Below are 26,296 nucleotides of genomic sequence, written 5' to 3'. Positions count from 1 at the left end.
CTTCACCGCCCGCTCGACGTCCCCGAAGGAGCCCCCGTGTCCCTGCTGACCCCTGACGCGCCGACCACCGCCCCCGCACCGCTCCCCCTGCCCCGCAACCTCACGTTCGACCCCGACGACTGGCAGGTGATCGCGCGCTACTGGTACCCCGTCGCCAAGAGCGACGAGGTCACGGAGGGGCCGCTGGGCGCGACGCTGCTCGACGTGCCGCTCGTCGTCTACCGGTTCGAGGGCGAGGTCGTCGTCGCCGACAACCTGTGCACCCACCGCGGCATGATGCTCAGCCTCGGCGAGGACCAGCGCGACGGGCAGGGCATCAAGTGCCCGTACCACGGGCTGCGGTTCGGGGCGGCAGGCCGGTGCACGTCGATCCCCGCCCACCCGGACGACAAGATCCCCGAGCGCATGCACCTGCGCTCGTACGGCGCCGTCGAGCGGTACGGCCTGGTCTGGGCGTGCCTCGCGGCCAAGCCCGGCGACGAGCCCGCGATCCCGCCGGTCCCCCACTGGGACGACGCCGGCTTCCAGCAGATCAACTGCCCGTGGATCGACATCGAGGCGTTCGCGGGCCGGCAGGTCGAGGGTTTCATCGACGTCGCGCACTTCGCGTTCGTCCACGACAAGTCGTTCGCGGACTCGAGCAACCCTGTCGTCCCGGACTACACGCCGGTCTCGACGGCGGACGGGTTCGAGACCGAGTACTGGTCGAACATGGGCAACATCCCCGTCGGTGTGGAGGCGGACATCCCCGACGGGTTCCTGTGGCTGCGGCACTACCGGCTGCACGTCCCGTTCACCGCGAGCCTCGTGGTGCACTTCCCGGGCGGCGGCCGGCTCAGCATGATGAACGCCGCCTCCCCGGTCTCGGCGCGCAAGACGCGGCTGTTCGACGCGCGGTGCCGCAACTTCGACACCGACCAGCCGGTCCAGGACGTCTACGACTTCAACCGGCAGGTCTTCGAGGAGGACCGCGCCATGGTGGAGAACCAGAAGCCCGAGAACCTGCCGCTCGACCCGAAGCTCGAGGTCCACATCCCCGCCGACCGCTCCTCCATCGCCTATCGGCGTGCGCTGCGGGACATCGGCCTGACCGCGTTCTTCACGGCATGAGCGCGGGTATGAGCGCGCCCCGTCCGCTCGACGTCGTCGTCCGCCGTGTCGAGCCGGCGGGCGACCGCGTCGTCCTGATCGAGCTGGGACCCGCCGACGCGGCCGCAACCCTGCCGCCCTTCACGGCCGGCGCGCACGTCGACGTCCACGTCGGGGGGTTCGTGCGGCAGTACTCCCTCCTCGGCAGCGACGACGACGCGTCGTCGTACCTCGTCGCCGTCCTGCGCGAGCGGGACGGGCGGGGCGGGTCGGCGGCGGTCCACGACACGGTCCGGCCGGGCGACCGGCTGCAGGTCTCGGCGCCGCGCACCACCTTCGCGCTCGACCCCGACGCCGAGCACAGCGTCCTCGTCGCGGGTGGCATCGGGCTCACGCCGCTGGTCGCGATGGCCGAGCGGCTCCACCGCGAGGGCCGGTCGTTCGAGCTGCACGTCTACTCGCCGTCGGCCGCGACACTCCCGCTGGGCGCGCACCTGGCCACGCGGCCCTGGCGCGACCGCGTCGTCACGCACTTCAGCGCGTACGGCGACAGCTTCCGCGGGAACGCGCCCGCCGTCGTCCCGCGCCCGCGGCCGGGTGTCGCGCTGTACGTGTGCGGCCCCCTCGGCATGGTCGCGTCGGCGACGGCGTGCGCGTCCGCGCTCGGGTGGCCGCGCGCCGACGTCCACGTCGAGCGCTTCGAGCGGTCGGCGCCGGTCGAGACCGGCGGCGAGGCGTTCACCGTCGTCGCCGCGTCGACGGGCCGGCGGATGGACGTCGGCGAGGACGAGACCGTCGCCGAGGTGCTCCAGCGCCACGGCTACGAGGTGTTCCTCTCGTGCGAGCAGGGCATCTGCGGTTCGTGCCTGACCGGCGTCGTCGACGGCTTCCCCGACCACCGCGACGAGGTGCAGACGCCCGCCGAGCACGCCGCGAACACGCAGGTCAACGTGTGCTGCTCGCGCTCGCTGACCCCCACCCTGACCCTGGCCGTCTGACCGGTGTCGTCGACCGACCCGACCGTTCGCCCGACCGAGAGAAGGCCCTCATGACGCCACGCTTCACCCTGACGGTGTTCTGCGGCTCCGCGCCCGGGCACGACCCGCTCTACCTCGCGGCCGCGGTCGAGGTCGGCCGCGCGCTCGGCCGGCACGGCATGGACCTCGTCTACGGGGGTGGCCACGTGGGCCTCATGGGCGCCGTCGCCGACGCCGCGCTGCGGGCGGGAGCGCGCGTCACCGGCGTCATCCCGGCGGCCCTCCAGGCGCGCGAGGCGGTGCACGAGAAGCTCACCGAGCTCGTCCTCGTCGACAGCATGCACGAGCGCAAGACGATCATGTCCGAGCGCGCCGACGGCTTCCTCGCCCTGCCCGGCGGACCCGGCACGCTCGAGGAGCTCACCGAGCAGTGGACGTGGGCGCAGCTCGGACTGCACGAGAAGCCGTGCGGCGTGCTCAACGTGGGCGGCTACTTCGACCCGCTGCTCGCGTTCGTCGCGGGCATGCGCGACCGCGGCTTCACGCACCCCCGCTACGTCGACATGCTCGTCGTCGCGGACGAGGTCGACGACGCGCTCGAGCGCCTGCGCGCGTACAGCCCGCCGCCCCGGGCGCTCGCGTCGCCGGGCGCCGAGATGGCCGACCGGCTCGCCGCGGCGGTGCGCCCGTGAGCGCCGGCACACTGACGGCGGACGCGCGCGCCGGCGTCGTCCCGACGCTCCAGCCGGGCGAGGGCCCCGGCCGCTCGGCCGCGTACCTGAGCGCCGAGCCCGCGCACGTCCTGTGGGGCCGGCTCCCCTGCGCGTCCGACGCCCCGGTCCTCACCGTCGACGACGGCGCCACCGTCACCATCGACACGCTCAGCCACGAGGGCCTGCTCGAGGACCAGGGCCGCGACCCGCTGGCGTTCTTCGCGGGGCACGGGGTCGCGCCCGAGGACGTGCTCGCCGACGGGGTGGCCCTCGCCGCCCTGGACCGCGAGCGGGACGCGGACGACGACGGCCCGCACGTCGTGACCGGCCCGATCGCCGTGCGCGGCGCGATGCCGGGCGACGTCCTCACCATGACCGTCCTGGAGACGCTGCCGCGCGTCGGCTACGGCGTCGTCTCGAACCGGCACGGCCGCGGCGCGCTCCCGGGCGAGCTCCCGGAGGGGCCGGGGACCGTCAGCGTCTTCACGCGGCTCACCCAGGATCCCGCGGGCGGGTACAGCCTCAGCATGCCGCGCGACGCCGCGGGGTCCCGGACCGTCGCGTTCCGCGCCGCGCCGTTCCTCGGGATCATGGGTGTCGCGACGGCGACCGGCGAGCGCGCGCACTCGGTCCCCCCGGGCCCGCACGGCGGCAACATCGACATCCGCCTGCTCACCGTGGGCGCGGCCCTCCACCTGCCCGTCCAGGTGCCGGGCGCGCTCGCCTACGTGGGCGACCCGCACTTCGCGCAGGGCGACGGCGAGGTCGCGCTGACCGCCGTCGAGGGCTCGCTCCGCGCGACCGTGCGCTTCGACGTCGTGCCGGCCGCGGTCGCGGCGGAGCGGTTCGGCGACCTCACGGGCCCGCTCGTCGAGACCGCGGAGCACCTCGTGCCGACGGGGCTCGACGAGGACCTCGACGAGGCGGTGCGCGAGTGCGTCCGGCACGCGATCGCTCTGCTCACGGCGCGCTACGGCTTCGACCGGGCGCACGCCCTCGCCTACCTGAGCGCGGCCACGGACTTCGACATCTCGCAGGTCGTCGACCGCGTCAAGGGCGTGCACGCGCGCATCTCGAAGGCGGACGTGGCGTGACGGATACGCTCGACCCCGTGGCTCCCCCGCCCTCTCCCCTGGTCGCCGGCGACCCGGCCCCCGACGGCCTGCTCGACGCGTTCTGGGCGTACGAGGCAGCGCTCATGACGGACGACCTGCCCGCGCTCGACCGGCTCTTCGCGCCGGGCCCGGACACGCTGCGGGGCGACGCCGCGGGTCTGCTCGTCGGCCACGACCGCATCGCCGCGTACCGTGCCGCCCGGGGCGGCGCGCCGTCGCGCACGATCGCGCGGGTGCACGTGCGGCGCGCCGGCGACGACGCCGCGCTCGTCGTGGCCGTGACCCGGAACGACGCGGGCGGCGTCGGGCAGCAGACGCAGCTGTGGCGGCGCGGCCCCGCGGGCTGGCAGGTCACGGCCGCGCACGTCAGCCACACCGCGCCGGCCGCGCTCGACGCGAGCGTGTGGCGCGTCGCCGGGACGCCGCTCGTGGACGGCGCGCCCTCCGGTCCCCTGCGCGGCCGTCGGGTCGCGGTCAAGGACCTGTTCGCCGTCGCCGGGCACCCGATCGGCGCGGGCGTGCCAGCGTTCCTCGCCGGTCGCTCGCCCGAGCCCGCGCACGCCCCGGCCGTCCAGGCGCTCCTCGACGCGGGCGCGAGCGTCGTCGGGATCGCGCGGACCGACGAGCTCGCGTACAGCGTCGCCGGCCGCAACCCGCACTACGGCACGCCCCCCAACCCGGCCGTGCCGGGCGGGCTGCCGGGCGGCTCGTCGAGCGGGCCCGCGACGGCCGTCGCCCTCGGGCAGGCGGACGTCGGGCTCGCGACGGACACCGCCGGCTCGGTCCGCGTGCCCGCGTCGTACCAGGGGCTGTGGGGCCTGCGCACGACGCACGGCGCGGTGCCCCGCGACGGCCTGGTCCCCCTCGCGCCGAGCTACGACACGGTGGGGTGGCTCGCGCGCGACGCCGCAACGCTGCTCGACGCGGCCTGCGTCGGCCTCGCGGGCGCCCCGCAGCGAGCCGGCGCCGGTCGGCTCGCCGTGGTCGACCTCGCCTCCGCCGGCCTCGGGGGGCCGGTGGCCGACGTCTTCGCCCGGACCGTGGACGCCCTGGTCGCCGCGGGCGTCGAGGTCGACGGGACGGTCGACGTGGGCGACCTCCGGGACCTGTACGAGGCGTTCCGCGTGACGCAGGCCGCCGAGGCGTGGCGGCAGCACGGCGCGTGGATCACCGCCCACCCGGGCGCGCTCGGCGCAGACGTGGCCGCCCGGTTCGCGACGGCGTCGCGCATCACGGCGGACGAGTCCGCGGGCGCGGCGGCGGAGGTCGCGGCGGCGCGGGCGCGGATCGAGGCCCGCGCCGGCGGCCGGGTCCTCCTGCTCCCCTCGGCGTCGTCGACCGCACCCGAGGCCACGGCGCCGACGGCCGAGGTCGAGGCCAGCCGGGCCGCCACGCTGCGGCTGACGTGCCTCGCCGGCATCACCGGCCGCCCGGCGGTCTCGGCCCCCGTCATGACCGTCGACGGCGCGCCGCTGGGGCTCGGCCTCGTCGGCGAGCGCGACGGCGACCTCGCTACCCTCGCGCTGGCCCGGCAGGTCGCCGCGGTCCTCCGCCCTGCGAACCCACCGACCCGAGAGGCTCGCCCGTGAGCGCACCCGTCCTGCCAATCGACCCGCCGCGCCGCCTGCTGATGGGCCCGGGACCCATCGACGCGGACCCGCGCGTGCTGCGGGCGATGTCGTCGGCGCTCGTCGGGCAGTACGACCCCGTCATGACCCAGTACATGGCGCAGACGCAGGAGCTCTACCGCACGGTCTTCCGCACGGCGAACCAGGCGACGCTGCTCGTCGACGGCACGTCGCGGGCCGGGATCGAGGCGGCGCTCGTCTCGCTCGTCTCGCCGGGCGACCGGGTGCTCGTGCCGGTGTTCGGGCGGTTCGGTCACCTGCTGCGTGAGATCGCCGAGCGGGCCGGGGCCGAGGTCCACGTGGTCGAGCGCGAGTGGGGCACGGTCTTCACGACCGAGGAGCTCGTCGCGGCCCTCGACGACGTCCGCCCAACTCTCCTGGCGCTCGTCCACGGCGACACCTCGACGACGGTCGCGCAGCCGCTCGCGGAGATCGGCGCCGTCTGCCGCGAGCGTGGCGTGCTGCTCTACACGGACGTCACGGCGTCGCTCGGCGGCAACGCGTTCGCGATGGACGAGTGGGGCGTCGACGCCGCGACGGCCGGGCTGCAGAAGTGCCTGGCGGGGCCGTCGGGGTCCTCGCCCGTGAGCCTCTCGGACCGGGCGGTCGAGGTCGTCTCCCGACGCACGAGCGTCGAGGCCGGGCTGCGCGACGACCCCGACGACGACCTCGCCCGCGGCGGCGACCGGATCCGCTCCAACTATCTCGACCTCGGCCAGATCCTCGCGTACTGGGGGCCGCAGCGGCTCAACCACCACACCGAGGCGACGTCGATGCTGTACGCGGCCCGCGAGTGCGCGCGGCTGCTGGCCGAGGAGGGCATGGACGCTGCGGTGGCGCGGCACGCGCTGCACGGGTCCGCGATGGTCGCGGGGCTGCAGGGGCTCGGGCTCACCCTGTTCGGCGACCAGGCCCACCGGATGAACAACGTGGTCGGCGTCGAGATCCCCGACGGGATCGACGGCGAGGCCGCGCGTGCCGCGCTGCTGCGCGACTTCGGGATCGAGATCGGGACGTCGTTCGGTCCGCTGCACGGGCGGATCTGGCGGGTCGGGGTCATGGGCTACAACGCGCGCCGCGACACCGTGCTCACGACGCTCGCCGCGCTCGAGCACGTCCTGCGCGCGGGCGGCGTCCGGGTCACCGGGGGCGCGGGCGTCGGGGCGGCGCTCGAGCGGTATGAATCCACCGGCGAGGAGGTCGCGGCATGACCGACGCCGCCGCGCGGATCATGGCGCGCGCCGACGAGCTGGGCGCGATCAGCGCCCGGCCCGACGCGCTCGAGCGCACCCACTTCACCCCCGAGCACTGCAGGGCCGCGGATCTCGTCGCTTCGTGGATGCGCGACGCCGGCCTCGCCGTCCACGAGGACGCCGCGGGCAACGTGTGCGGCCGGATCGAGGGCGTCAGCCCCGGCCTCCCGGCCGTGCTGCTCGGGTCCCACATCGACACCGTGCCCGACGCCGGCCGGTACGACGGGCCCCTCGGCGTCCTGCTCGCGATCGAGGTCGCGCGGGGCGTGCGGGCCGGCGAGCTGCCGTTCGCGCTCGAGGTCGTCGCGTTCTCGGACGAGGAGGGCACGCGGTTCGGCAGTGCGTTGAGCGGCAGCCGCGCGCTCGCCGGGTCCTGGGTCGAGGACTGGTGGGGCTTCACCGACGACGGCGGCGTCACCCTGGCCGACGCGTTCCGCGCCTACGGCCTCGACCCGGCCTGCGTGGGCGAGGCGGCCCGCGTGCCGGGCTCGCTCGTCGCCTACCTCGAGGCGCACATCGAGCAGGGCCCGTACCTCGAGGACGCGGACGTGCCGCTCGCGGTCGTCTCGTCGATCGCGGGGGCGCGACGGTTCGCGCTCACCATGACGGGCCGCGCCGGGCACGCCGGGGGCACGCCGTACCAGCGGCGGCGGGACGCGCTCGTCGGGGCGGCGGAGCTCGTCGTCGAGGTGGAGCGGATCGGGCGGTCGTCGGGCGTGGTCGCGACGGTCGGGCGGCTGCAGGCCTTCCCCGGCGGGGTCAACGTGGTGCCCGGGCTCGTCGAGCTCAGCCTCGACCTGCGCGCCGAGGACGACGCCCCCCGCGACGCCGCGTGGGACCGGATCGAGGCCGCCGCCGAACGGATCGCCAGCGACCGGTCGCTGGCCTTCGCCGCCACCGAGACCTACCGCGCCGACGCCGTCGCGTGCGCACCCTGGCTGCAGGACGCCGTCCGCGCGGGAGCCCACGCGGCGGGCGTGCCCGAACCCCCGACGCTGTGGTCGCGGGCGGGCCACGACGCGATGGTCGTTGCGGGGGTCGCGCCGGTCGGGATGCTGTTCGTGCGCAACGGGAACGGCGGCGTGAGCCACAGCCCCGACGAGATCGTCACCGAGGCCGACGTCGCCGTCGCGCTCGACGCGTTCGCGGCGACGGTTGCCGCCCTGGCCGGGAGTGTCGAGGTCGGGGCTGGTACCGCGGTCGGGGCCCACACCGCGGTCGGGGCCGACACCGGGGCCGCGGTTGGGGCCAGCCGTGGCTAGGCTCACCGCGGCCGCGATGCGCGACGCCCTGCTGCCCGCGCTCGCGGTTCGACGCTGGGCCGACGACGTCCTCGCGGGCGCGCCATACGACTCCGTCGACGCGCTCGTCGAGGCCGCGACCGCCGCGGCGACGCCGCTCACCGATGCCGAGCTTGACGAGGCCCTGGCCGCGCACCCCCGCATCGGCGAGCGTCCGTCCGCGGAGCACGGCGAGGCGGAGGCGCGGTTCTCGCGGACGGAGCAGGCGTCGTCGGACGCGGGCGACCCGGCCCTCGCCGCCCGGCTCGCGGAGGGCAACCGGGCGTACGAGGGGCGGTTCGGGCGGGTGTTCCTCATCCGCGCCGCGGGCCGCACGCGGGCCGAGATCCTCGCCGAGCTCGACCGTCGGCTCGCGCTCGACGACGATCAGGAGCGCGCGGTCGTCGCCGAGCAGCTGCGGGAGATCATGGCGCTGCGGCTCCGGGCGACGTTTGCCGCCGACGCCGCGCCCGTGCCCGCGCCGCCGGCGCCCAGCCTCGTGACGACGCACGTGCTCGACACCGCCGCGGGCCGCCCGGCGGCGGGCATCCCGGTCCGCCTCGAGGCGCTCGTCGACGGGACGTGGCAGGAGCTCGGCTCGGGGGTCACCGACGACGACGGCCGGGTGCGATCGTTCGAGCCGAACGCCGTCGCGCCCGGCCGATGCCGGCTGGTCTTCGACACCGAGGCCTACCTGGCCGAGGCCGTGGAGCCCCCCGACGAGAGCGGAGGTGGCGAGGTGTTCTTCCCCGAGGTCACGGTGACGTTCGTCGTCGGGCCGGACGACGAGCACCTGCACGTCCCGCTGCTGCTCAGCCCGTTCGGCTACTCGACCTACCGCGGAAGCTGACCGTCCAGGAGAGGACTGACGCTCAGCCGGGGCTGCCGTTCAGCGCCGCAGCGCCCGGTACAGGCAATAGATCGCCGACGCTCCACCGAGGGCGACGACCACGTAGACGTACACGCCGAGGGGCGACGACGAGCCGCACTCCTCCACCGAGCCGCCCGCCTCGCTGGCGCAGCTCCCGGTCTTCCATCCGCCGACGACCACCGTGACGAGCGCGATGACCACACCGAGGATGGCCCACGCCACTCGGGCGATCAGGCCGGCGTCCGCGGGGCGCTCCATGGGGAGCGATCGTAGCGTCGCGCGCGACCCAGCGGACGGCACACGCGTCATCGCACACCATCACCATCGTGCAGTCAGCACACCGCTCGGCCAGCACAGCACGCGGTCAGAACAGCACGCGGTCAGACCAGCGCGGGATCAGAACGGAGGGTCGTCAGGATCCTTCGGCGTTGACGCTGTCAGCCCGACGCCCGTCGGGCCTACTCCTCCCGGCCCGGACGGAGTCGGACCTGCCGATGGCGCGCCCGTGCGCTCCGAACCTGCACCCCCGGACCCTGCGCTCGCGGTGCGTCTGGTCACAGCACCGGGTGGGCGACTCGGATCGGTCGGGTTCGGCGGGACGACGTACTCGCGCCCGGTCGGGGACGTCCAGACGATCGTCCCGTCACCACCACCGCTGTCGCCACCGCCGGCGTCCCCGCCGGCGCGGGTCGACCATCCGCCGTGGGTCTTGGCGTTGTGGTGTGCCCGGCACACGGGGTGCAGGTTCGACGCACGGGTCTGCCCTCTCGTGTCTCGTGCCGGGTCGAACGGGTCGACATGGTCCAGGTCGCACCGGGCCGCGGGCACGTGGCAGCCCGGGAACGTGCACACCGGGTCCCTGGTGCGCACCAGGTCCCCGAGCACCACGCCCGGACGGTAGCCGGTGCGTGAGACGTCGGTCGCGGCCCCGGTGACCGGGTCCGTCACGATCCGGCGCCACGTCGCGTCACCGCCCGCCGCGAGCACCCGGGCGACCGCCGCCGGGACCGGCCCGTACCCACCCAGCAGCGCCGGCGCGTCGTCCAGGCCCAGGAGCGTGGTGGCCGACACCGTCACGTTCACCACCGCACCCACCACACTGACCGAAGATCCACCGGCCGCCGCGGAACCCGTCGCCGCGGAACCGGTCGTCGTGGGGCCGGTCGTCGTCGAGGCCTCTCGGGTGGTCACCAGGTCGGTCAACGCGTCCGCGCGCAGCTGCCCGAGCGTGCGTGCCTCCCCCGGCAGGCGCACACCGCGCCGGGCGGTCTCGTCCACCCGTGCCCACACCCGGGCCGCGTCCGCAGCCGGCAGCAACGCCGTCAACCACGCCATCTGATCGGGCGCGGGATCGATCCACACGCCCCGCTCCGTGGCCGCCTTCTCGGCCCTGACCGCGGAACCACCCGGGTCCGCCTCGATCGCGGCCCGCCGCAACCGGTCCCGCAGCTGGCGGGGCGTGAGCCCCGACGCCGGCCCCGGCACCTCCGCCGTGCCCACGAGTTCGGTCGCGACCCGGTCCCGCACCCCCACCGGGACCGTCCCACCCGCGAGCAACGCGTCCGCCCGAGCGACATCGATCCGACCATCAGTCAGCGCATCAGCGACCGCGGGAACCTGCCCCAGGCCCACCGCCCGCCCGACCAGGGCCCCCGCAGCATGCCGCGAGGACACCAACGCCGCAGACAGCTCGTGCGTCACACCCTCGACGGCCCGCGAGGACCCGCCCGACCGCGCGACCAGCTCGTCCACGACCCGGGCCTGCGCCGCCACCGCCCACGACACCACGTGCTGCCACGCGACCACCGCATCCACCAGGACGTCATCGCTCGCCCCCGACAGGTCAGCACCCACCAAGCCGGCAGCCTTCGCAAGGACCACCGCGTCAAGCCCGCCCAAGCCGGCGCCGTCCGCGCCCTTCACGCCGTCGCCCGGACCGGCGTCCACCTCACGGTCGGCCTGACCGGCGTCGCCGCCACCGCCCTTGACCGGGCCGGCGTCCACCTCACGGTCGGCTTGACCGGCGTCATCCTCACCACTGTCGACCGGGCAAGACCCGTGGCGACCCCAGTCCGCCCGACCGACGTCGAGCACCCCCGCCACCAGGCTCGCGAACCCGACCTCCAGGAGCGACACACCGTCCCGCACCTCATCGCCGACCAGGGCGCGCCCACGAGCCGCAGCGGCGCCGTCGTCGGCCACCCCGCCACCCTCGAACACATCCCCGGACTCGAACACGTGTTCGATTCTACCGGTTCGGACCGTGCCACCGCCACCCCTCGACCCGGCCTGTGGACGACGACTTTTCGCGCCCGCGCCCACCCCGCGACCCGCGCAAGCCGCGCAGTCCGCACGCGTCTGGGCTCGACGCCCGACGACCGACGCCACCATCGGCGAACGCGGCGTCACCATCGGCGAACAGGCGTCACCATCGGCGAACGCGGCGTCGCCATCGCCAAGCCGGAGCCTCAGTACTCGACGCGGGCCGCGTGCACGCTCCACCGCTCGAAGGGCAGGGTCGCGGTCGCGATGCGCTGCGAGGCGACGCGCGGGCTCGGCCACGTCGCGCGGTCGGTGGCCCACCGCGCATAGAACTCGTCGTCGTCGAACCCGGCGAGCGCGGCGTCGTTGCGGTCGGCGGCGAACACGACGCGGTCGACGCGCGCCCACAGGGCGGCGGAGAGACACAGCGGGCACGGCTCGCACGAGCTGTAGAGCGTCGTGCCGCCCAGGTCGAAGGTCCCGAGCGCCCGGCCGGCGGCGCGAACCGCGTTGACCTCGGCGTGCGCGGTCGGGTCGTTGTCGCGGGTCACGCTGTTGGCACCCTCCGCGACGAGCAGCCCCGCCCGCACGACGACGGCCCCGAACGGCCCGCCCCCGGCCGTGACGTTCGCGACGGCGAGCTCGACGGTCCGCGCGAGCCAGGCCTCGTCGTCGGCGGGCCACTCCCGGACCCCGGCGGGCGCGGTCCCGGCGGCGGGCGCCGGCTCCTGCACCGCGGTCACCGGGTCACCGTGGCCTCGATCAGACCGTACGGGCGGTCGGCGGCGTGGAACACCTCGCCGGCGTTCTCGACGCCGGGCTCCAGGTCGTAGCGCGAGAAGTCGTAGAGGAAGTGGTGCTTGTTGGGCGCGGAGAGCGAGATCGACGCGACCTCCGGCACGGCGTCGAGGACGGCGCCGCCGATGTGCCACAGCGTCTGCTGCAGCGCGAGCGAGTGCAGGGTCGCGAACGTCCCGACGACGGCGGCACGCACGGCCGCGTACGCCGCGTCCCAGTCGGCGGGAGCGGTCGCGAACTCCCACGTCGCGTCGATCGCGGTCGCGAGGATCCGGTCCTTGGTCTCCTCGAGCGTGGTGAAGCCGTCGGTCAGGAAGTCGTGGAACTCGCTCCCGGTCGACTTGAGGATCACGAGGTCGCGGATGCCCCCGCCCACGCGGACGGTCTGCGGCTCGCCGTCGCCCGCGCCCTTCCCGTCGACGGTCACCGTGACCGTCCGGTTCTCGGGGCCGCGGCGCACCCAGGTGTGGTCGTGCTCCTCTCCGTCGACGACGACCCGCTCCCAGTCGTCCACGACGACGTCGACGCGCGCCCCGTGGATCGGCTCGACGTCGTCGACGAAGTGCTTCGCGAGCGCGACGCCGTACTCCTCGACAGTCCCGCCACCGTGCTGCTTGGCGTAGACGAACGCGGTGTTCTTCTGCGAGTCGGTGGGCAGCACCTTCGACTGGTCGCCGGTGAGGTACGCGTCGTCGAACGCGCCGCGCATGGCCGTGGTGACCGTCAGGTCGCGGATCTCGTGCCGCGGGGTGTCGCGGTAGATCCGCACGATGTGGTTCTCGGCCTTGCCGTACTGGTGGCTCGTGAGCGTGTAGGCCATGGGGGGTCCTCTCGGGTGGACGGGGACGAAGGGGTCAGGGGACGGGCACCGCGGGCACGGGGTCGCGCCGGGCCAGCAGCTCGCCGCGCGGCACACCGCGGGCGACGGGCACGCCCGCCAGCCAGGTCTCGCGCACGACGCCGCGCAGCCGGGCGCCGTCGTACGCGGAGACGGGGTTGCGGTGCTCGAGGCGGGCGGCGTCGACCAGGAGCTCGGCGTCCGGCGCGAGCACGGCCAGGTCGGCACGCAGCCCGGGAGCGATCGAGCCGCGGTCGTCGAGCCCCGCGAACCGGGCCGTCGCGGACGCCATCCAGCCGACGACGCGCTCCAGCGGGACCCCCCGGCGCGCGGCCTGGGTCCACACCGCCGCGAGCCCGAGCTGGAGCCCCGCGATCCCGCCCCAGGCGAGCCCGAAGTCGCCGTCGCCGGCGGTCTTGAGCTCGACGGTCGACGGCGAGTGGTCGGTCACGACGAGGTCGATCGTGCCGTCGTCGAGCGCCTCCCAGAGCAGGTCCTGGTTGCGGGCGTCGCGGATCGGCGGGGCGCACTTGAACCGGGTCGCGCCGTCGGGGACGTCGGCGGAGTCGAGCGCGAGGTAGTGCGGGCAGGTCTCGGCGGTGATCCGCAGGCCCTCGGCCTTGGCGGCCCGGAGCACGGGCAGCACCTGCGCGCTGGATACGTGCAGCACGTGCGCGCGGCCGCCCGTGCGGCGGACACCCTCGACGACGTGCTCGACGGCGGCGACCTCCGCGGCGTCGGGCCGCGACGCCACGTAGCCCGCGTAGCCGCGCCCGCCGCGGTAGCCGTGGTGCAGGGCGTCCGGGTCCTCGGCGTGCACGATCAGCAGGCCGTCGAACTCCGCGAGCTCGTCGAGCGCGGCGTCGAGCTGCGGGCGGTCCAGGTGCGGGAACTCGTCCACGCCGCTCGGCGCGAGGAAGCACTTGAACCCGAAGACGCCGGCCTCGTGCAGCGCGCGCAGCCGGCCGAGGTTCCCCGGCACCGCGCCGCCCCAGAAGCCCACGTCCACGACGGCCGAGCGCTCCGCGGCGGCCCGCTTCACGTCGAGCGCCTCCGGCGAGAGCGTGGGCGGGATCGAGTTCAGGGGCATGTCGACGATCGTCGTGACGCCGCCCGCCGCGGCCGCGGCGGTCGCGGTCGCGAAGCCCTCCCACTCGGTGCGGCCCGGCTCGTTGACGTGCACGTGCGTGTCGACGAGCCCCGGGATCAGCACCTCGTCGGGTGCCAGGAGACGCTCGTCGCGGGCGTCGAAGAGCGCGTCGGCAGGCCCGACGGCGACGATCGTCCCGTTCGCGACCGCGACGGCCGCGACGCGCTCGCCGTCCGGCAGGACGACCCGCCCGCGGATCACGAGGTCCAGCGCGTCCCCCGGCATCAGCCCGGCCACCGCTCGGACGTCCACGTGTCCGAACCCGGCTCGCGCTCGTACGCGACCCGCGTGCTCGGGCCGTCGTCGTCGCCCTCCCACAGCACGACACGCACGGGCGTGAGTGCGTACCCGCGCCACGTCGGCGGCGGGTCGAGCGGGCCGGGGTGCGCGGCGTCGAACGCCGCCCAGCGGGCCCGGCGCTCGTCCCTGCCCGCCTGCGCCGTCCCGACGTCGTTGACCCACGCGAGCAGCTGGAGGTAGCGGGGCCGCCGCCGGTAGGCCGCGAGCGCCTCCTCGGCGGTGACCGGCGCGACGTCGCCCGTCAGCACGACCTGGCGGGCGACGTCGGGCTGCAGCACGGTGACGGTCGCGCGCGGGTCGACGCCGAGCTCGACGGCCTTGCGCGACCGCGAGTCGGAGTGGAAGTGGACGCGCTCGCCGTCGAACAGGGACAGGAGCACGGTCCGCGCGTCGGGGTACCCGTCGACGCCGGTCGTCGACAGCGTCATGACGGGCGTCTCGCCGCTCTCGGGCGAGGGCAGCCAGTCCGCCAGCAGCCCGAAGGGGTCGGCGGGGAGCGTCCCGGGTCCCTCGGGAAGCCCTGTCATGCGCGCCGCACCGGGTCGAACGCCGCGATCTCCCGCAGCGCGGCCGTCGCCTGGGCGACGGACTCGTCCCACAGGAGCTTCCCGTACTCCGCGGTCGCCTGGGTGGGGTCGCCGACGACGCCGGGGGTCCCGAAGTCGTCCGAGAGCCACCCGAAGCTCACGGGCATGCCGTTGAACCCGACGTGCTCGAGGTCGGCGAGGTGCTCGGGCACCCACCGCTCGGCCACCGTCAGGTCCACGAGGTGCGGCCGCAGGTGCAGGATGATCGACGTCTCGGCGGCCCCGCCGTGGATCCCGAGGCCGCGCTCGTCGTCGCCCTCGCCGTTCGGCGGGTCGGTGCGCCGCAGGGTCGGCATGAGGAACGTCCGCAGGCCGTAGAGCCTCCGGATCTCCCGGAGCGCGACCTGCAGGAGCGCCACGTTGCCGCCGTGCCCGTTCGCGAAGACGAGCGTCCCCGCGCCCATGAGCGCGACCGAGCGACCCACCTGCACGACGGTCTCGAACATCGTGGACGCGTCGAGCCACACGGTCCCGGGCGCCCAGGAGTGCTCGTCGGACTTCGTGAACGCGAGCGTCGGGAGCGCCCAGACGTCGAGCCCGCCGGCCGCCGCGGCATCGACCGCGGCGTTGCCGATCTCGTCGGCGAGCAGGTAGTCGGTCTGGAGCGGCAGGTGCGGCCCGTGGTGCTCGATCGCCCCGGTCGGCTGGACGACGATCGTGTCCTTCGTGAAGCGCCCGGCGAGCGCGGGACCCGGGAGCTCGACGAGGCGGCGCGTCCCGGTCACTTGCCGAACCCCGGGATCGCGGCCGCCGGCTGGGCCGACGCGGTCGCGTCCCCGACGAGGAGCCCCTCGGGCGTCCCGAGCTTGCCGGGATTGAGGATCCCGGCCGGGTCGGTCGTCGCCTTGAGCGCGAGGAGCTCCTCGACGCCGTGGTCGACGTAGTACTGGTGCGGGCTGTGCACCCGGACCCCGAGGCGCTGCAGCGCGGCGTAGCCCGCGTAGACGTCGTCGGCGCCGGTGTACGGGGCGGTCAGCATGCCGATCGGGAACAGGTGGGCCGCCTCGATGTGCAGCATCCCGCCCGGGTAGACCGCCTGGACCTCGTCGATCGCGTCGATCAGCGCCTCTCCGCCGACCTCGACGTGGAAGTACACGGTGTCCGGCTCGTTCTTCTTGAGCCACCAGATCGGGTGGTTGTAGGAGAGCATCGAGACCTTGACGGTCTGCGGGGTGCCCTCCCGGACGTCGGTCACGACGCCGCCCGCGGCCTCCACGAGCGCCGTCGCCTCCTCCAGCACCGCGGCGTCGATGATGCCCCGCAGCGAGGACGTGCCCCGGACGATCGCGGGGTCGGCCGGGAGCCGGTCCGTGATGAACGCCGGGTCGGCGCTCACGAGCCGCGGCGCGGGGTCGAGCGCCCGCAGCGACCGCACGGCCGCGAGCGCCCCGCCGAGGTCGGGGAAGCTCGCGTACACCGCCCGCCAGTCCTGCAGCGGCTCGAGCCGCACGGTCGCCCGGGCGATCACGCCGGCCGTCCCGTAGGTGTGGACGAACGTCTGGGCCTCCTCGTCCTCGACGTGCCGCAGCCCGGCCTCGCCGGGGAGCGCGACGTCGAGGGCAGTGACGAAGCCCTCCCAGTTGGAGCCGTGCACGATCGACCCGGTCCCCCCGGACCCGCCCGACAGGAAGCCCCCGACGGTGGACTGCGCCGTCGACGGGTACATCCACAGCTGCTGCCCCGCCGCGTTCGCGGCCTGCTCGAGCGCGACCATCGAGGCCCCGGCCTCGGCGGTGACCCAGCCGTCCCCGACCTCGACGACGGCGCGGGCCCGCGTGGTGTCGAGGACGAGGCCGCCGCGGAGCGGGATGCCCTGCCCGTAGTTGCCGGTGCCCTTGCCGCGCGTGGTCACGGGGACGCCGTGGCGGCTCGCGGCGGCGACGACCTGGGCGATCTCGTCGGCGCTCGTCGGGTAGGCGACGAGGTCGGCGAGCCCGAGCGGGAGCTGCTCGCTGAGGATCGGGCTCATGGTCGCCTCGTCGACGGACGCGCGGGCGCGGGTGCGCTCGTCGTCGCTGACGCCGCGTTCGCCGAGCGTGGCCAGGAGGTCGTCACGCAGCGCGGCGATCGCCTCGATGGTTGCAGTCACGGTCATCTCCCTCAGAAGCCGATCGAGGTGTCGAGGAACTCGTTGGTGTAGAGGTCGCCGGCCTTGAGGCCCGACTTCACGTGGCCGCCGGTCTGCTGGAAGACCGGGACGGCGACCTTCATGAAGTCCTCGACGCGCTTCTCGCTGAGGTCGCCGACGTAGTCGTTGTCGCCGTTCGTCGCGATGTCGAGCTTGCGCATCTGCTCAGCCGCGAACGCCCCCACCTCGGCGTCGTACGCCCAGCCGTTGTTGTACGAGTTGACGAGCTTGACGATGAGGTCGTTGGTGGGCGCCGGGTCCTTGAAGTAGTCGACGTCGGCCTGCTGCATCACGGGGACGAGCTTCTTCAGGCAGGGGGTGAGCTTCGTCAGGTCGCCCGACCGCACGGACATGGTCTCGGGGTACGGCGACCACCCGGTGTCGGCGATGAGCTGGTACGCGAGCGGCTTGGACCAGGCTCCGACCTCGTGCTCGTACACGTACGGCTCGGCGGTCGCGAAGCCCTGCTGGCCGTCCTTGCCCTTCGCGGTGACGAACTTCGCGGGGGTCCCGTCGTAGCTGCCGTCGGTCACGGACTTGGGCAGGATGCCGCTCTCGGTCAGGTACGTCATGTAGGCCGCGCCGTTGAAGTACCGGACGACGCCCTTGTCCTGCTGGAGCGCCTTCCCGAGGTCGGCGATCGTCTTGACGTCCGGGTAGGTCTTCGGGTCCCACATGACGGCCATGGGCGACTTGTCGTTCTCGGCGAACACCGCCGTCGTCGGCAGGTTGCCGGAGAACTGGACGGCCTCGTCGGTCGAGACGTAGCCGATCGTGATGCTCTTGTCCTGGTACATCTGTGCGCTCGTGGTCGCGAACCCGATCGCGGGGCCGCCCGCGCGGATCTCGAGCTTGACGCCCGTAGGCTTGCCGTTCGCGTAAAGGTCGCCCGTGACGGACTTCTTCTCGGTGTCGATCGACGGGTTCGGGCCGAGCATCTGGTACAGGTGCGCGTGGTCGGCCTCGGGGTTCCAGTCGGTCTGGGCGACCACGGTCGCCGGGCACACGCCTGACAGGTCGACGGCGGGACCGGCCGCGGCGGCGGACGCGGACGACGTCGCGCCCGTGGTCGAGCCGCTGGTGCCGCCGCTGCAGCCGGCGAGGGCGACGACGGCGGCGGTGACGGACGACGCGACGGCGATGCGGGTGATGCGGGTGGCCGTGGTGCTCGTGCGCATGGGTGCTCCGTTTCGGTGGGGGCAGACGTGGGGCAGAGGGGTCAGCTGAAGTCGTACCAACGGCCCACGGCGAGACGGCCGAGGAGCCCGAAGACGAGGAAGACGGCGACGCCGAGCAGCGAGGCGACGATGATGGTCGCGTAGAGCTCGGGCCCCATGAGGCGGGACGCGGTCACCTGGATGAGCACGCCCAGCCCGGGGTTGCCGCGCTGGAAGAACTGGTCGCCGACGATCGCGCCGATGACCGACAGGCCGGCCGAGGTCCGGAGGCCCACGAAGATCGACGGCAGCGCGGCGGGGAGCTGGAGCTTCGCCAGGCGGGTCCCGCGGCCCGCGCCCTGGAGCTGGAACAGCTCGCGCTGCCCCTTGTCGGTGGACTGCAGCCCGAACAGGGTGTTCGACACCATCGGGAACAGGGCGATCATCACGGTCACGATCACGCGGGACGGGAAGCCGTACCCGAACAGGGCGCCGATGAGCGGCACGAGCGCGAGGATCGGGACGCACTGCAGCACGACGGCGTAGGGGTAGAGCGAGCGCTCGAGCCACTTGGCCTGGGACATCAGCACGGCCCACGCGACGCCGATGACGATCGCGATGGCGAGCCCCGTCAGCGCGACCGCCGTCGACCGGCCCAGCGCCTGCCAGAGCTCCTGGTTGAACGTCGGCTGGGCCGTGTCGTGGACGAGCGCCTCGAGCACGAGCCGCGGGTACGGGACGAGGAACGCCAGCCCCTTGGACTTGTCGTAGTACAGCGCGACGAGCGACCACACGCCGACCAGCAGCGCGAGGACGACGACGGGCTGCCACCACTGGACGGGCGTGCGCTTCCGCGAGCGCCGGACGGCGACCCGCGCCACGCGGGTCTCGGTGACTTCCTGCAGGGTGGTGGCCATCAGCGGTGTCCTTCCCTCAGAGCGCGGGAGACCTGGCCCACGAGCTCGGCGAACTCGGGGGTGAAGCGGATGTCGGGGTCGCGGGGCATCGGGAACGGCACCTCGAACTCCTGCACGACCGTCCCCGGCCGGCCCGACATGACGACGACCTTCGTCGAGAGGTAGACCGCCTCCGAGACCGAGTGCGTGATGAACAGGCCCGCGAACCGCTGCTCGACGAACAGCCGGAGGAGCTCGTCGTTGAGGCGTTCGCGCGTGATCTCGTCGAGCGCGCCGAACGGCTCGTCGAACAGGAAGAGCTCGGGGTCGAGGGTGAGCGAGCGGGCCAGCGAGGTCCGCATCCGCATGCCGCCCGACAGCTGCTTGGGCAGGTGCTTCTCGAACCCCGTGAGGCCCACGAGCTCGATCGCGCGGTCCCCCTTGGCGTGGCGCACGGCCTTGGGCTGCCCGTTCAGCTCGGCGAGCAGCTCGACGTTGTCCCGCACGGACCGCCAGGGCAGGAGCGTGGCGTCCTGGAAGACGTAGCCGATGCGGGACGCGTCGACCCGGGCGGCGCCGTCGGACGCGGTCTCCAGACCGGACGCGATCCGCAGCAGCGTCGACTTGCCGCAGCCGGACGGTCCGACGACGGAGACGAACTCGCCCCGGTCGACCGTGAGGTCCACGCCGCGGAGCGCGACGGTGCCGTCGGGGAACGTCATCTCGACGTCGCGGAAGTCGAGCAGGGTGCTGGTGACCGTCTCGGTGACGGGTGCGGTGGCAGTGGACACGGGTACCTCTTCCTCGGGCGCGGGCTGGAGGGTGCGGGGCAGGCTCATCCGACGGGCGCCGGCTCGCGGACGGCCGAGGCAGCGGGGACGGTGGCGACGGTGGTGGTGAGGGTCGTGCGGGCGACGACGCGCCCGCGGTGGATGACGACGCGGTCGGGGGACGCCGTCGCGACGACGTCCGCGAGGCTCGCGCCCCGGACGGCGAGCAGCTCCGCCCGGGCGCCCGGCCGCGGGCCGGCGGCCGGCAGCCCGAGGACGCTGCGCGCGCCGTCGGACACGAGGGCGTAGGCCTCGGCGGGCGACAGGTGCCCGGCGGTGACGAGCAGCGACGCCGTCTCGAGCGCGTCGCCGCGCCCGACGGGGTTGAACGGGTCGCGGACGTTGTCGGCCCCGGCGGCGACGCGCACGCCGGCGTCGAGCAGGCTCCGGAGCGCGGTCAGGCCGCGCGGCGTGCCGACCGGAGCGTCCCAGCCCTGCAGGTACAGGTTCGTGATCGGCAGGGTGATGATCCCCAGGTCCGACGCCGCGACCTCCGCCACGACCCGGTCCCGCTCGTCCGCGGGCAGGGTCCCCAGCCGGACGCAGTGCCCCGCGGAGTACTGCCGGTCGCGCGGCCAGTCGCGGACGGCGCGCGCGTACGCGTCGAGGGTGACGGGGCCGTCGAGGCTCTCGTCGGTGTGCAGGTCGACGGGCAGGCCGCGGCGCGACGCGATGGCGAGCAGCCGGTCCAGGTCGGCGAGCGGGTCGTCGGCGAGGTGCGGCGCGCCCCCGACGGCGTCCACGCCGAGGTCGAGGACCGCCTCGACGTGCGCGTCGGGGCACAGCGGCCCGGCGAGCGCGACGAGCTCGAGGTCGACCAGCGGCGCCAGCTCGTCGCGGACCGCGACCAGCGCACGGGTGCCGCGCGTCGCCTCCTCGACCGTCGCGGAGCCGTCGCCGCTCAGCACGTCGACGTGGGTGCGGATCGCGGTGGTGCCGAGCGCGAGCATCTCGAGGACCTGGGCGCGAGCCCGGTCGGCGATCGACTCCACCGACATCGTCGCGGCGTACTCGCGCCACGCGTCGATCGCGGAGCCGAGGTCGCCCAGCGGTGGGCCGATGAGCTCGAAGCTGCGCGCCTTGTCGAGGTGGGCGTGCGGCTCGGCGGGCGCGGTGAGGAGCACGTAGCCGGTCAGGTCGAGGACCTCGCCGTCGGCGCCGGCCGCCTCAGCGGCCCCGTGCCCGGCCGGCACGACGGCGGTCACGACGCCGCCCGCGATCGCGACGTCCGCGGTGCTCCCGTCGGGGAGCGTGGCGCCGCGCAGCAGGGAGACGGGGCGAGGCGGCGCATCGGTCACGGCGGGTCCTCCGAGGGTCCTTCACGGGCGGCCGCCACGCCCTCGCGGCGGCCCTGGGATGTTGATGGGATCAACATCGGCGACGCTACGGAGCGCGCGTTTCGGCCGCGTAACGCGTCGGGCCGCGCGTGTAAAGAGTGATCGACAGCTCGCCTCGAACGGAGACGGCGCGGTTACGGTCCAGGAATGAGGTCCGATGTCTAGCGCCGTCACCAGCCCAGCCGCGCCGCCCCCGGAGCGGGTCCTCGACGACCAGGCCCGCCGGGTCGGCGAGCGCATGCGAGCCCTGCGCCGCGCCCACGGGCTGACGCTGATCCAGGTCGCCGAGCGCACGGGCCTGTCCCACTCGTTCCTCAGCCAGCTCGAGCGCGGGCACACCCGGCCGAGCATGGTCTCGCTGGAGCGGATCGCGCAGGCGCTGCGCACCAGCCAGGTCGAGCTGCTGGCCGCGGGCGACCCGCAGCAGGCCGACCCGGACGACCGACGCCCCCGGGTGCTGCGGTCCACCGAGGGCGCCCGCGGCCCGTTCTCGCAGGGCGAGGCCCGCCTCCTCGTGCGGGGCGCCCGCGCGTTCGAGCCCCTCGAGTGGGTCGGCGCCAACACCGACCCGGGCGAGTACTACGTCCACGACGAGGACGAGTTCCTCTACGTCGTCGCGGGCGGCGTGGTGCTGGACCTCGGCGACGACGGCGTCTCGGAGCTCGCCGCCGGGGACTCGGCCTACTACCCGGGCGGCACGTCGCACCGGTGGCGCTCGGCGGACGGCTCGCTGTTCCGGCTGATCGTGGTCAAGCAGAAGCCCCGGCTCGACGCGCCCACCCGGCGCCGACGCGACCGGAGCCACCGGTGAGCGCCGCGGACGTCGCGCGCGGCGTCGTCGTCGTCGCCAAGGAGCAGCTCGCCGACGGCGTCGTGGCCCTCACGCTCGCCGCCGCGGACGGCGCGCCCTTGCCCGCCGCGGAGCCCGGGGCCCACGTCGACCTCACGCTCCCGGGCGCCGGCGTCGAGCGCCAGTACTCGCTGTGCGGCGCGTCCGACGCCCGCACGTGGACCGTGGCGGTGCTCCGCGAGCCGGCTGGCCGGGGCGGGTCGGCCTGGGTGCACGACGCGCTCGCCATCGGCGACGAGCTGACCGCCCGGGGGCCGCGCAACCACTTCGTGTTCGACGCGGCGGCGCCCGCGGTCCTCGTCGCCGGGGGGATCGGCATCACGCCGATGCTCCCGATGATCGCGGCGGCCGAGGCGGCCGGCACCGCGTGGGTGCTGCACTACGGCGGGTCGAGCCGCGCGCGGATGGCGTTCGCGGACGAGCTGACCGCCAAGCACCCGGGCCGGGTGGTCCTGCACGTCGCGGACGAGGGCAGCCGGGCCGACCTCGACGCGTTGCTGGGGAACCCTGCGGCCTTCGAGCCGGGCGCACAGGTCTACTGCTGCGGGCCGGGGCGGCTCATGGCGGGTGTCGAGGACGCGGTGCGCTCCTGGCCTCACGGCTCGCTGCACCTCGAGCGGTTCGAGCCCAAGGAGCAGCCCGCCGACGCCGCCGCGGACGTCGCGTTCGAGGTGGAGCTCGAGCTCACGGGCACGACGATCGAGGTCCCGGCGGACCGCACGGTGCTCGAGTGCGTCGAGGAGGCCGGGGTCCTGGTGCTCTCGTCGTGCCGCGAGGGCACGTGCGGGACGTGCGAGACGCCGATGGTCTCGGGCGAGGCCGACCACCGCGACTCGGTGCTCACGCCCGACGAGCAGGCGGAGCACCGCACGATGATGCTGTGCGTCTCGCGCGCAGCGGCAGGCTGCCCGCGCCTCGTCCTCGAGCTCTGACACGCGCACGTCACAAGCGCGTGACACGCGGCTGGTAGAAACGGCCGCATGCTGCACGTCACCTCCGCGGAACGCGTCCTGACCGACGCCGCGACCGACCTCCCGGGCGCCGACGCTCCCCTGCTCCTCGACGACGGCCTCCCCAGCACCACGTCCCTCGACGCGTCGGGGTGCGTCGTCACGCCCGGCCTGGTCAACGCGCACCACCACCTGCTCCAGAGCGCCTTCCGCACGCTGCCGGGGACGCGGGGCGTGCCGATGGCGCGCTGGCTGCCGACCATGGCGGCCGCCTACGACGGCGCGGGCCACGACCCGGACCTGTATCGGGCCGCCGCGGCGGTGGGCGCCGCGGAGTCGCTGCTGTGCGGCGTCACGACGGTCGCCGACCACCACCTCAACTGGCCGCACGACGTGGACGCGGAGCGGACCGTCGAGCTCGCGGCCGCGACCACCGGCGCGGTCCGGGACGTGGGCGCGCGCCTGGTGCTCGTGCGGGGCTCGGCCCGCGAGGACGCGGCCCGTGCCGCGCGCTCGGCCGACGCGATCGTGCGCGCCCTCCTCCCGGGCGGCGGGCCGGGGAACGGCGTGACCGACGACGGGATGCTGCAGCTCGCCGTCGGGCCGGCGGGCGTCCACTCGGACGACGAGGCGACGTTCCGCGCGCTCGGAGAGGTCGCGCGCGAGCACGGCCTGCGCCGCAGGACGCAGGCGAACGAGCAGGTCGACACGGCGATCGCGCTCGAGCGCTACGGCCGGCGGCCTCTCGACCTCCTCGAGGCGTGGGGCTGGCTCGCGCCCGACGTGACGGTCGCCCACCTGTGCGACGTGACGGACGACGAGATCGCCCGGCTGGCCGCCGCCGGCGTCACCGCCACGCACGCCCCGGGCTGCGACGTGCCGATGGGCTGGGGGGTCGCGCCGGTCGCCCGGATGCTCGACGCGGGGATCACGGTCGGCCTCGGCACCAGCGGCGGCGGCAGCAACGACGCGGGCCACCTGCTCGCCGACGCGCGCCTCGCGCTCCAGGTCTCGGCGCTGGTCGGGCCGCAGCTCCCCGCGCGCACGGTGCTCGGCCTGGCGACGGCGGGCTCGGCGGCGGGGCTCGGCCGGCCCGGGCTGGGCACGCTGGGCCCCGGCACGGCCGGCGACCTGTGCGTGTGGGACGTCTCCGGCGTGGCGGACGCGGGCGTCGCCGACCCCGTCGCGGGGCTCCTGTGGGCGGCCCCGGGCCGCCGGCCGAGGCACGTCGTCGTCGGCGGGCGAGTCGTCGTGCGGGACTACGCGCTGGTCGAGGTCGACGAGCGCGAGGTCGTCGCGGCGCTGCGCGAGCGCCTGGCCCGCACGCCCGCGGCGGCGGCGTGACGACCCGGCCCCGGAGCACGACGAAGCCCCGGCCGCGTGCTGCGACCGGGGCTTCGTGACGTAGGTGGTGACGCGGTGCAGGGGGGATACCGCGTCACCGTCGGACACACTAGCCCACGGACCTGGATAGGGCGAAACGCCTGGTCAGCGGCGGCTTCCACGCCGATCCTCCCGGGTTCGCGCCGCCCGACGCCGTAGGCTCACGACACGTGAGCGCTCCCTCGGTCGCGGTGGTCGTCCCCAGTCGCAACGACGCCGCCCTGCTGCGACGGTGCCTCGCCGCGCTCGAGGCCGGGACCCGCCGCCCGGACCGTGTGATCGTCGTCGACAACGACTCCGCCGACGACACCGCGGACGTCGCCCGGGCCCACGGCGCGACCGTGGTGACGCAGCCCGTCCACGGGATCTGGCCGGCGTCGGCGGCAGGGTACGACGCGGCCACCGAGGACGTGATCGCCCGCCTCGACGCGGACTCGCTCCCGGCGTGGGACTGGGTCGAGCGCCTCGTCGCCCGGTTCTCCGGCCCCGACGCCCCGGACCTGCTCACGGGGCGCGGCCGGTTCTACGGACCCCGGCGCGTGGTCAACTGGATGGGCGACCACTGGTACCTCGGCGGCCTGTACGCCGTGGTGGGCCCGTACCTGGGGCACCCGCCGCTGTTCGGCTCGTCGATGGCGATGCGTCGGGAGGCGTGGCGCGAGCTCCGCGACCTGGTCCACCGCGACCGCGCCGACATCCACGACGACCTCGACCTCAGCTTCCAGGTGCGGCCGTGGATGCGCGTCGTGCACGACGACGCCTGGGTGGTCGGGGTGTCGGCGCGGCCGTTCGACTCGTGGTCGAGCTTCGGCCGCCGGCTGCGGTGGGTCGTGACGACGGTCCGCGTCTGCTGGCCGGAGTCCCGGCCCTTCCGCCACCGCGCGGAGCGGCGCGCGTGGCGCCGTCGTCAGCCCGGCGTGCCCTCCGGGTCCTCGACGGGCGTCACGCCCTCGCCGGACGACGGCGCCGCTCGGTAGAGGCGCACCAGGTCCGCGGTGAGAGCGGCGGGCGCGGTCTCGTTGGGGCTGTGCCCGGAGCCGTACACCCCGAGCTCGGCGCCGATGCTCGCGGCGAAGCGGGCGTGCCGCCGCACGGGCCACAGGTCGTGCCGCCCGACCGCCACGAGCTTGGGCACAGGCAGCGCCGCGACGGCGTCCCGCACGTCGGGGATCGCCATCATGAGGGCGATGGTGTCGTCGACGCTGTCCCGGCGGGTCGCGCCGAGCCGGGCCCGGACGAACGCGAGCCGGTCGTCGTCGACCCGGTTGAGGTTGTTCCGGACGCCCCAGAGCATGAGCGACGCCGCCACGCGCGGCCCGAACGTCCCGGACGCCCAGCCGATCCAGGACACGCCCCGGAACCCGTTGCCGTAGCCGGGGGGCGTGGAGACGAGCGTGAGACTGCGGACGAGGTCGGGCCGCGCGACCGCCACGAGCTGCGCGACCACGCCCGCGAACGAGTACCCGACGACGTGCGCGGGCTCCCCGGCCTCGAGGATCGCCGTCACGTCCCCCGTGTACAGCGGGTAGTCGTACGAGGCAGACGGGCTCGCCCCCGCCGACGCGACGCCGCGCGGCCCGGCGGACGCCGACTCGTACTGTCCGGCGAGGTCCACCGACTCGCTGTCGAGGCCGGCGCGCGCGAGGAGCGGCATGACGAGCGCGAAGTCCTCCTTGGACCCCGTGAGCCCGGGCAGCAGGACGACGCGGCCGCCGCGCGCCCCGCCGGCGTCGACGGCCTCGGGGTCGGCGGCGAGGCTCACGGCCGCGAGCGTGCCGCTGGGGACGCGCACGCCGTGGTAGCGCGCACCCGGGACGGGTGCCGCCCAGTCGATGCCCGTGCGCGTGCTCACCGACCTCAAGGTAGCGGACCGGCGGCTCGCCGCCCGTGACCGACCCGTGACC

General features: G+C 75.0%; 25 protein-coding genes. 12 read left to right on the top strand and 13 right to left on the bottom strand.

The window, feature by feature from the left end; genetic code table 11:
- Nucleotides 1–36: 36 nt before the first annotated feature.
- Genes ACLQ14_RS11255 through uraD form a run of 8 tightly spaced genes read left to right on the top strand, consistent with a single transcriptional unit; the run spans nucleotide 37 to nucleotide 8,905 of the window.
- Nucleotides 37–1,110 carry an aromatic ring-hydroxylating oxygenase subunit alpha gene (locus tag ACLQ14_RS11255; RefSeq protein ID WP_425812968.1) on the top strand — a complete coding sequence of 358 codons (1,074 nt, stop codon included), beginning with the start codon at nucleotides 37–39 and terminating at the stop codon, nucleotides 1,108–1,110.
- Nucleotides 1,111–1,118: 8 nt separating this feature from the next.
- The gene (locus tag ACLQ14_RS11250) at nucleotides 1,119–2,087 is read left to right on the top strand and encodes a PDR/VanB family oxidoreductase (RefSeq protein WP_425812966.1); all 969 of its coding nucleotides are present in this window, start codon (nucleotides 1,119–1,121) and stop codon (nucleotides 2,085–2,087) included.
- 50 nt (nucleotides 2,088–2,137) lie between these two features.
- The gene (locus tag ACLQ14_RS11245; protein ID WP_425812964.1) at nucleotides 2,138–2,758 is read left to right on the top strand and encodes a TIGR00730 family Rossman fold protein; all 621 of its coding nucleotides are present in this window, start codon (nucleotides 2,138–2,140) and stop codon (nucleotides 2,756–2,758) included.
- Nucleotides 2,755–3,873 carry an acetamidase/formamidase family protein gene (locus tag ACLQ14_RS11240; protein WP_425812962.1) on the top strand — a complete coding sequence of 373 codons (1,119 nt, stop codon included), beginning with the start codon at nucleotides 2,755–2,757 and terminating at the stop codon, nucleotides 3,871–3,873. The genes ACLQ14_RS11245 and ACLQ14_RS11240 overlap by 4 nt, the downstream gene beginning before the upstream one ends.
- Nucleotides 3,874–3,890: 17 nt before the next feature.
- Complete coding sequence (locus tag ACLQ14_RS11235; protein ID WP_425812960.1) at nucleotides 3,891–5,483, top strand: AtzH-like domain-containing protein; 1,593 nt, start codon at nucleotides 3,891–3,893, stop codon at nucleotides 5,481–5,483.
- A 41-nt stretch (nucleotides 5,484–5,524) separates the two neighbouring features.
- Nucleotides 5,525–6,733: a pyridoxal-phosphate-dependent aminotransferase family protein gene (locus tag ACLQ14_RS11230; protein ID WP_425813959.1), complete on the top strand. Its 1,209-nt coding sequence runs from the start codon at nucleotides 5,525–5,527 to the stop codon at nucleotides 6,731–6,733.
- Nucleotides 6,730–8,037, top strand: coding sequence for an allantoate amidohydrolase (locus ACLQ14_RS11225; RefSeq protein WP_425812958.1), 1,308 nt, complete (start codon nucleotides 6,730–6,732; stop codon nucleotides 8,035–8,037). Before ACLQ14_RS11230 ends, ACLQ14_RS11225 begins: the two co-directional genes overlap by 4 nt.
- Nucleotides 8,030–8,905, top strand: a complete 876-nt coding sequence (gene uraD, locus ACLQ14_RS11220; protein WP_425812956.1) for a 2-oxo-4-hydroxy-4-carboxy-5-ureidoimidazoline decarboxylase — start codon at nucleotides 8,030–8,032, stop codon at nucleotides 8,903–8,905. The genes ACLQ14_RS11225 and uraD overlap by 8 nt, the downstream gene beginning before the upstream one ends.
- A 39-nt stretch (nucleotides 8,906–8,944) precedes the next feature.
- Here the strand turns inward: uraD and ACLQ14_RS11215 are convergent, their stop codons facing one another.
- The 12 genes from ACLQ14_RS11215 to ACLQ14_RS11160 all read right to left on the bottom strand — a co-directional run bounded on the left by ACLQ14_RS11215 (nucleotide 8,945) and on the right by ACLQ14_RS11160 (nucleotide 21,170).
- Nucleotides 8,945–9,184 (bottom strand): hypothetical protein, encoded by a 240-nt coding sequence (locus ACLQ14_RS11215; protein ID WP_425812954.1) that lies wholly within the window; start codon nucleotides 9,182–9,184, stop codon nucleotides 8,945–8,947.
- A 138-nt stretch (nucleotides 9,185–9,322) separates the two neighbouring features.
- On the bottom strand, nucleotides 9,323–11,164 hold the full coding sequence (locus ACLQ14_RS11210) for a DUF222 domain-containing protein (RefSeq protein WP_425812952.1): 1,842 nt from the start codon (nucleotides 11,162–11,164) through the stop codon (nucleotides 9,323–9,325).
- Between the two features lie 230 nt (nucleotides 11,165–11,394).
- On the bottom strand, nucleotides 11,395–11,922 hold the full coding sequence (locus ACLQ14_RS11205) for a nucleoside deaminase (RefSeq protein ID WP_425813957.1): 528 nt from the start codon (nucleotides 11,920–11,922) through the stop codon (nucleotides 11,395–11,397).
- A gap of 5 nt (nucleotides 11,923–11,927) precedes the next feature.
- Nucleotides 11,928–12,806, bottom strand: a complete 879-nt coding sequence (pucL, locus tag ACLQ14_RS11200) for a factor-independent urate hydroxylase (protein ID WP_425812950.1) — start codon at nucleotides 12,804–12,806, stop codon at nucleotides 11,928–11,930.
- Between the two features lie 34 nt (nucleotides 12,807–12,840).
- On the bottom strand, nucleotides 12,841–14,199 hold the full coding sequence (gene allB / locus ACLQ14_RS11195) for an allantoinase AllB (RefSeq protein ID WP_425813955.1): 1,359 nt from the start codon (nucleotides 14,197–14,199) through the stop codon (nucleotides 12,841–12,843).
- Nucleotides 14,199–14,801 (bottom strand): pyridoxine/pyridoxamine 5'-phosphate oxidase, encoded by a 603-nt coding sequence (locus ACLQ14_RS11190; RefSeq protein ID WP_425812948.1) that lies wholly within the window; start codon nucleotides 14,799–14,801, stop codon nucleotides 14,199–14,201. The genes allB and ACLQ14_RS11190 overlap by 1 nt, the downstream gene beginning before the upstream one ends.
- Nucleotides 14,798–15,586: a creatininase family protein gene (locus ACLQ14_RS11185; RefSeq protein ID WP_425812946.1), complete on the bottom strand. Its 789-nt coding sequence runs from the start codon at nucleotides 15,584–15,586 to the stop codon at nucleotides 14,798–14,800. Before ACLQ14_RS11185 ends, ACLQ14_RS11190 begins: the two co-directional genes overlap by 4 nt.
- Nucleotides 15,583–16,956 carry an FAD-binding oxidoreductase gene (locus tag ACLQ14_RS11180; protein ID WP_425812944.1) on the bottom strand — a complete coding sequence of 458 codons (1,374 nt, stop codon included), beginning with the start codon at nucleotides 16,954–16,956 and terminating at the stop codon, nucleotides 15,583–15,585. The genes ACLQ14_RS11185 and ACLQ14_RS11180 overlap by 4 nt, the downstream gene beginning before the upstream one ends.
- A 5-nt stretch (nucleotides 16,957–16,961) precedes the next feature.
- Nucleotides 16,962–18,167 (bottom strand): ABC transporter substrate-binding protein, encoded by a 1,206-nt coding sequence (locus ACLQ14_RS11175; protein WP_425812942.1) that lies wholly within the window; start codon nucleotides 18,165–18,167, stop codon nucleotides 16,962–16,964.
- 41 nt (nucleotides 18,168–18,208) lie between these two features.
- Entirely contained in the window at nucleotides 18,209–19,063 is an 855-nt protein-coding gene (locus ACLQ14_RS11170; protein WP_425812940.1) for an ABC transporter permease, read from the bottom strand.
- A complete protein-coding gene (locus ACLQ14_RS11165; protein WP_425812938.1) occupies nucleotides 19,063–19,833 on the bottom strand; it encodes an ABC transporter ATP-binding protein in 771 nt (256 codons plus the stop codon). Before ACLQ14_RS11165 ends, ACLQ14_RS11170 begins: the two co-directional genes overlap by 1 nt.
- A 44-nt stretch (nucleotides 19,834–19,877) precedes the next feature.
- On the bottom strand, nucleotides 19,878–21,170 hold the full coding sequence (locus tag ACLQ14_RS11160) for an amidohydrolase family protein (protein WP_425812936.1): 1,293 nt from the start codon (nucleotides 21,168–21,170) through the stop codon (nucleotides 19,878–19,880).
- Between the two features lie 196 nt (nucleotides 21,171–21,366).
- On the opposite strand from ACLQ14_RS11160, the gene ACLQ14_RS11155 reads away from it, so the two are divergent.
- From ACLQ14_RS11155 to ACLQ14_RS11140, 4 genes are all read left to right on the top strand, one after another.
- Nucleotides 21,367–22,020: a helix-turn-helix domain-containing protein gene (locus tag ACLQ14_RS11155; protein WP_425812934.1), complete on the top strand. Its 654-nt coding sequence runs from the start codon at nucleotides 21,367–21,369 to the stop codon at nucleotides 22,018–22,020.
- Nucleotides 22,017–22,991 (top strand): PDR/VanB family oxidoreductase, encoded by a 975-nt coding sequence (locus ACLQ14_RS11150; protein ID WP_425812932.1) that lies wholly within the window; start codon nucleotides 22,017–22,019, stop codon nucleotides 22,989–22,991. Before ACLQ14_RS11155 ends, ACLQ14_RS11150 begins: the two co-directional genes overlap by 4 nt.
- A gap of 48 nt (nucleotides 22,992–23,039) precedes the next feature.
- The gene (locus ACLQ14_RS11145; protein WP_425812930.1) at nucleotides 23,040–24,353 is read left to right on the top strand and encodes an amidohydrolase family protein; all 1,314 of its coding nucleotides are present in this window, start codon (nucleotides 23,040–23,042) and stop codon (nucleotides 24,351–24,353) included.
- A 209-nt stretch (nucleotides 24,354–24,562) separates the two neighbouring features.
- Nucleotides 24,563–25,369, top strand: coding sequence for a glycosyltransferase (locus ACLQ14_RS11140; RefSeq protein WP_425812928.1), 807 nt, complete (start codon nucleotides 24,563–24,565; stop codon nucleotides 25,367–25,369).
- On the opposite strand, the gene ACLQ14_RS11135 is transcribed toward ACLQ14_RS11140, so the two are convergent.
- Nucleotides 25,300–26,244 carry an alpha/beta fold hydrolase gene (locus ACLQ14_RS11135; protein ID WP_425812926.1) on the bottom strand — a complete coding sequence of 315 codons (945 nt, stop codon included), beginning with the start codon at nucleotides 26,242–26,244 and terminating at the stop codon, nucleotides 25,300–25,302. The two genes, ACLQ14_RS11140 and ACLQ14_RS11135, sit on opposite strands and share 70 nt — an antisense overlap.
- Between the last annotated feature and the right edge of the window lie 52 nt (nucleotides 26,245–26,296).

Source organism: Luteimicrobium sp. DT211, from assembly GCF_049844995.1.
Lineage (GTDB): Bacteria > Actinomycetota > Actinomycetes > Actinomycetales > Cellulomonadaceae > Luteimicrobium.
The sequence above is the reverse complement of the archived record's forward strand: the minus strand, read 5'-3'. Positions and strand labels throughout refer to the sequence as shown.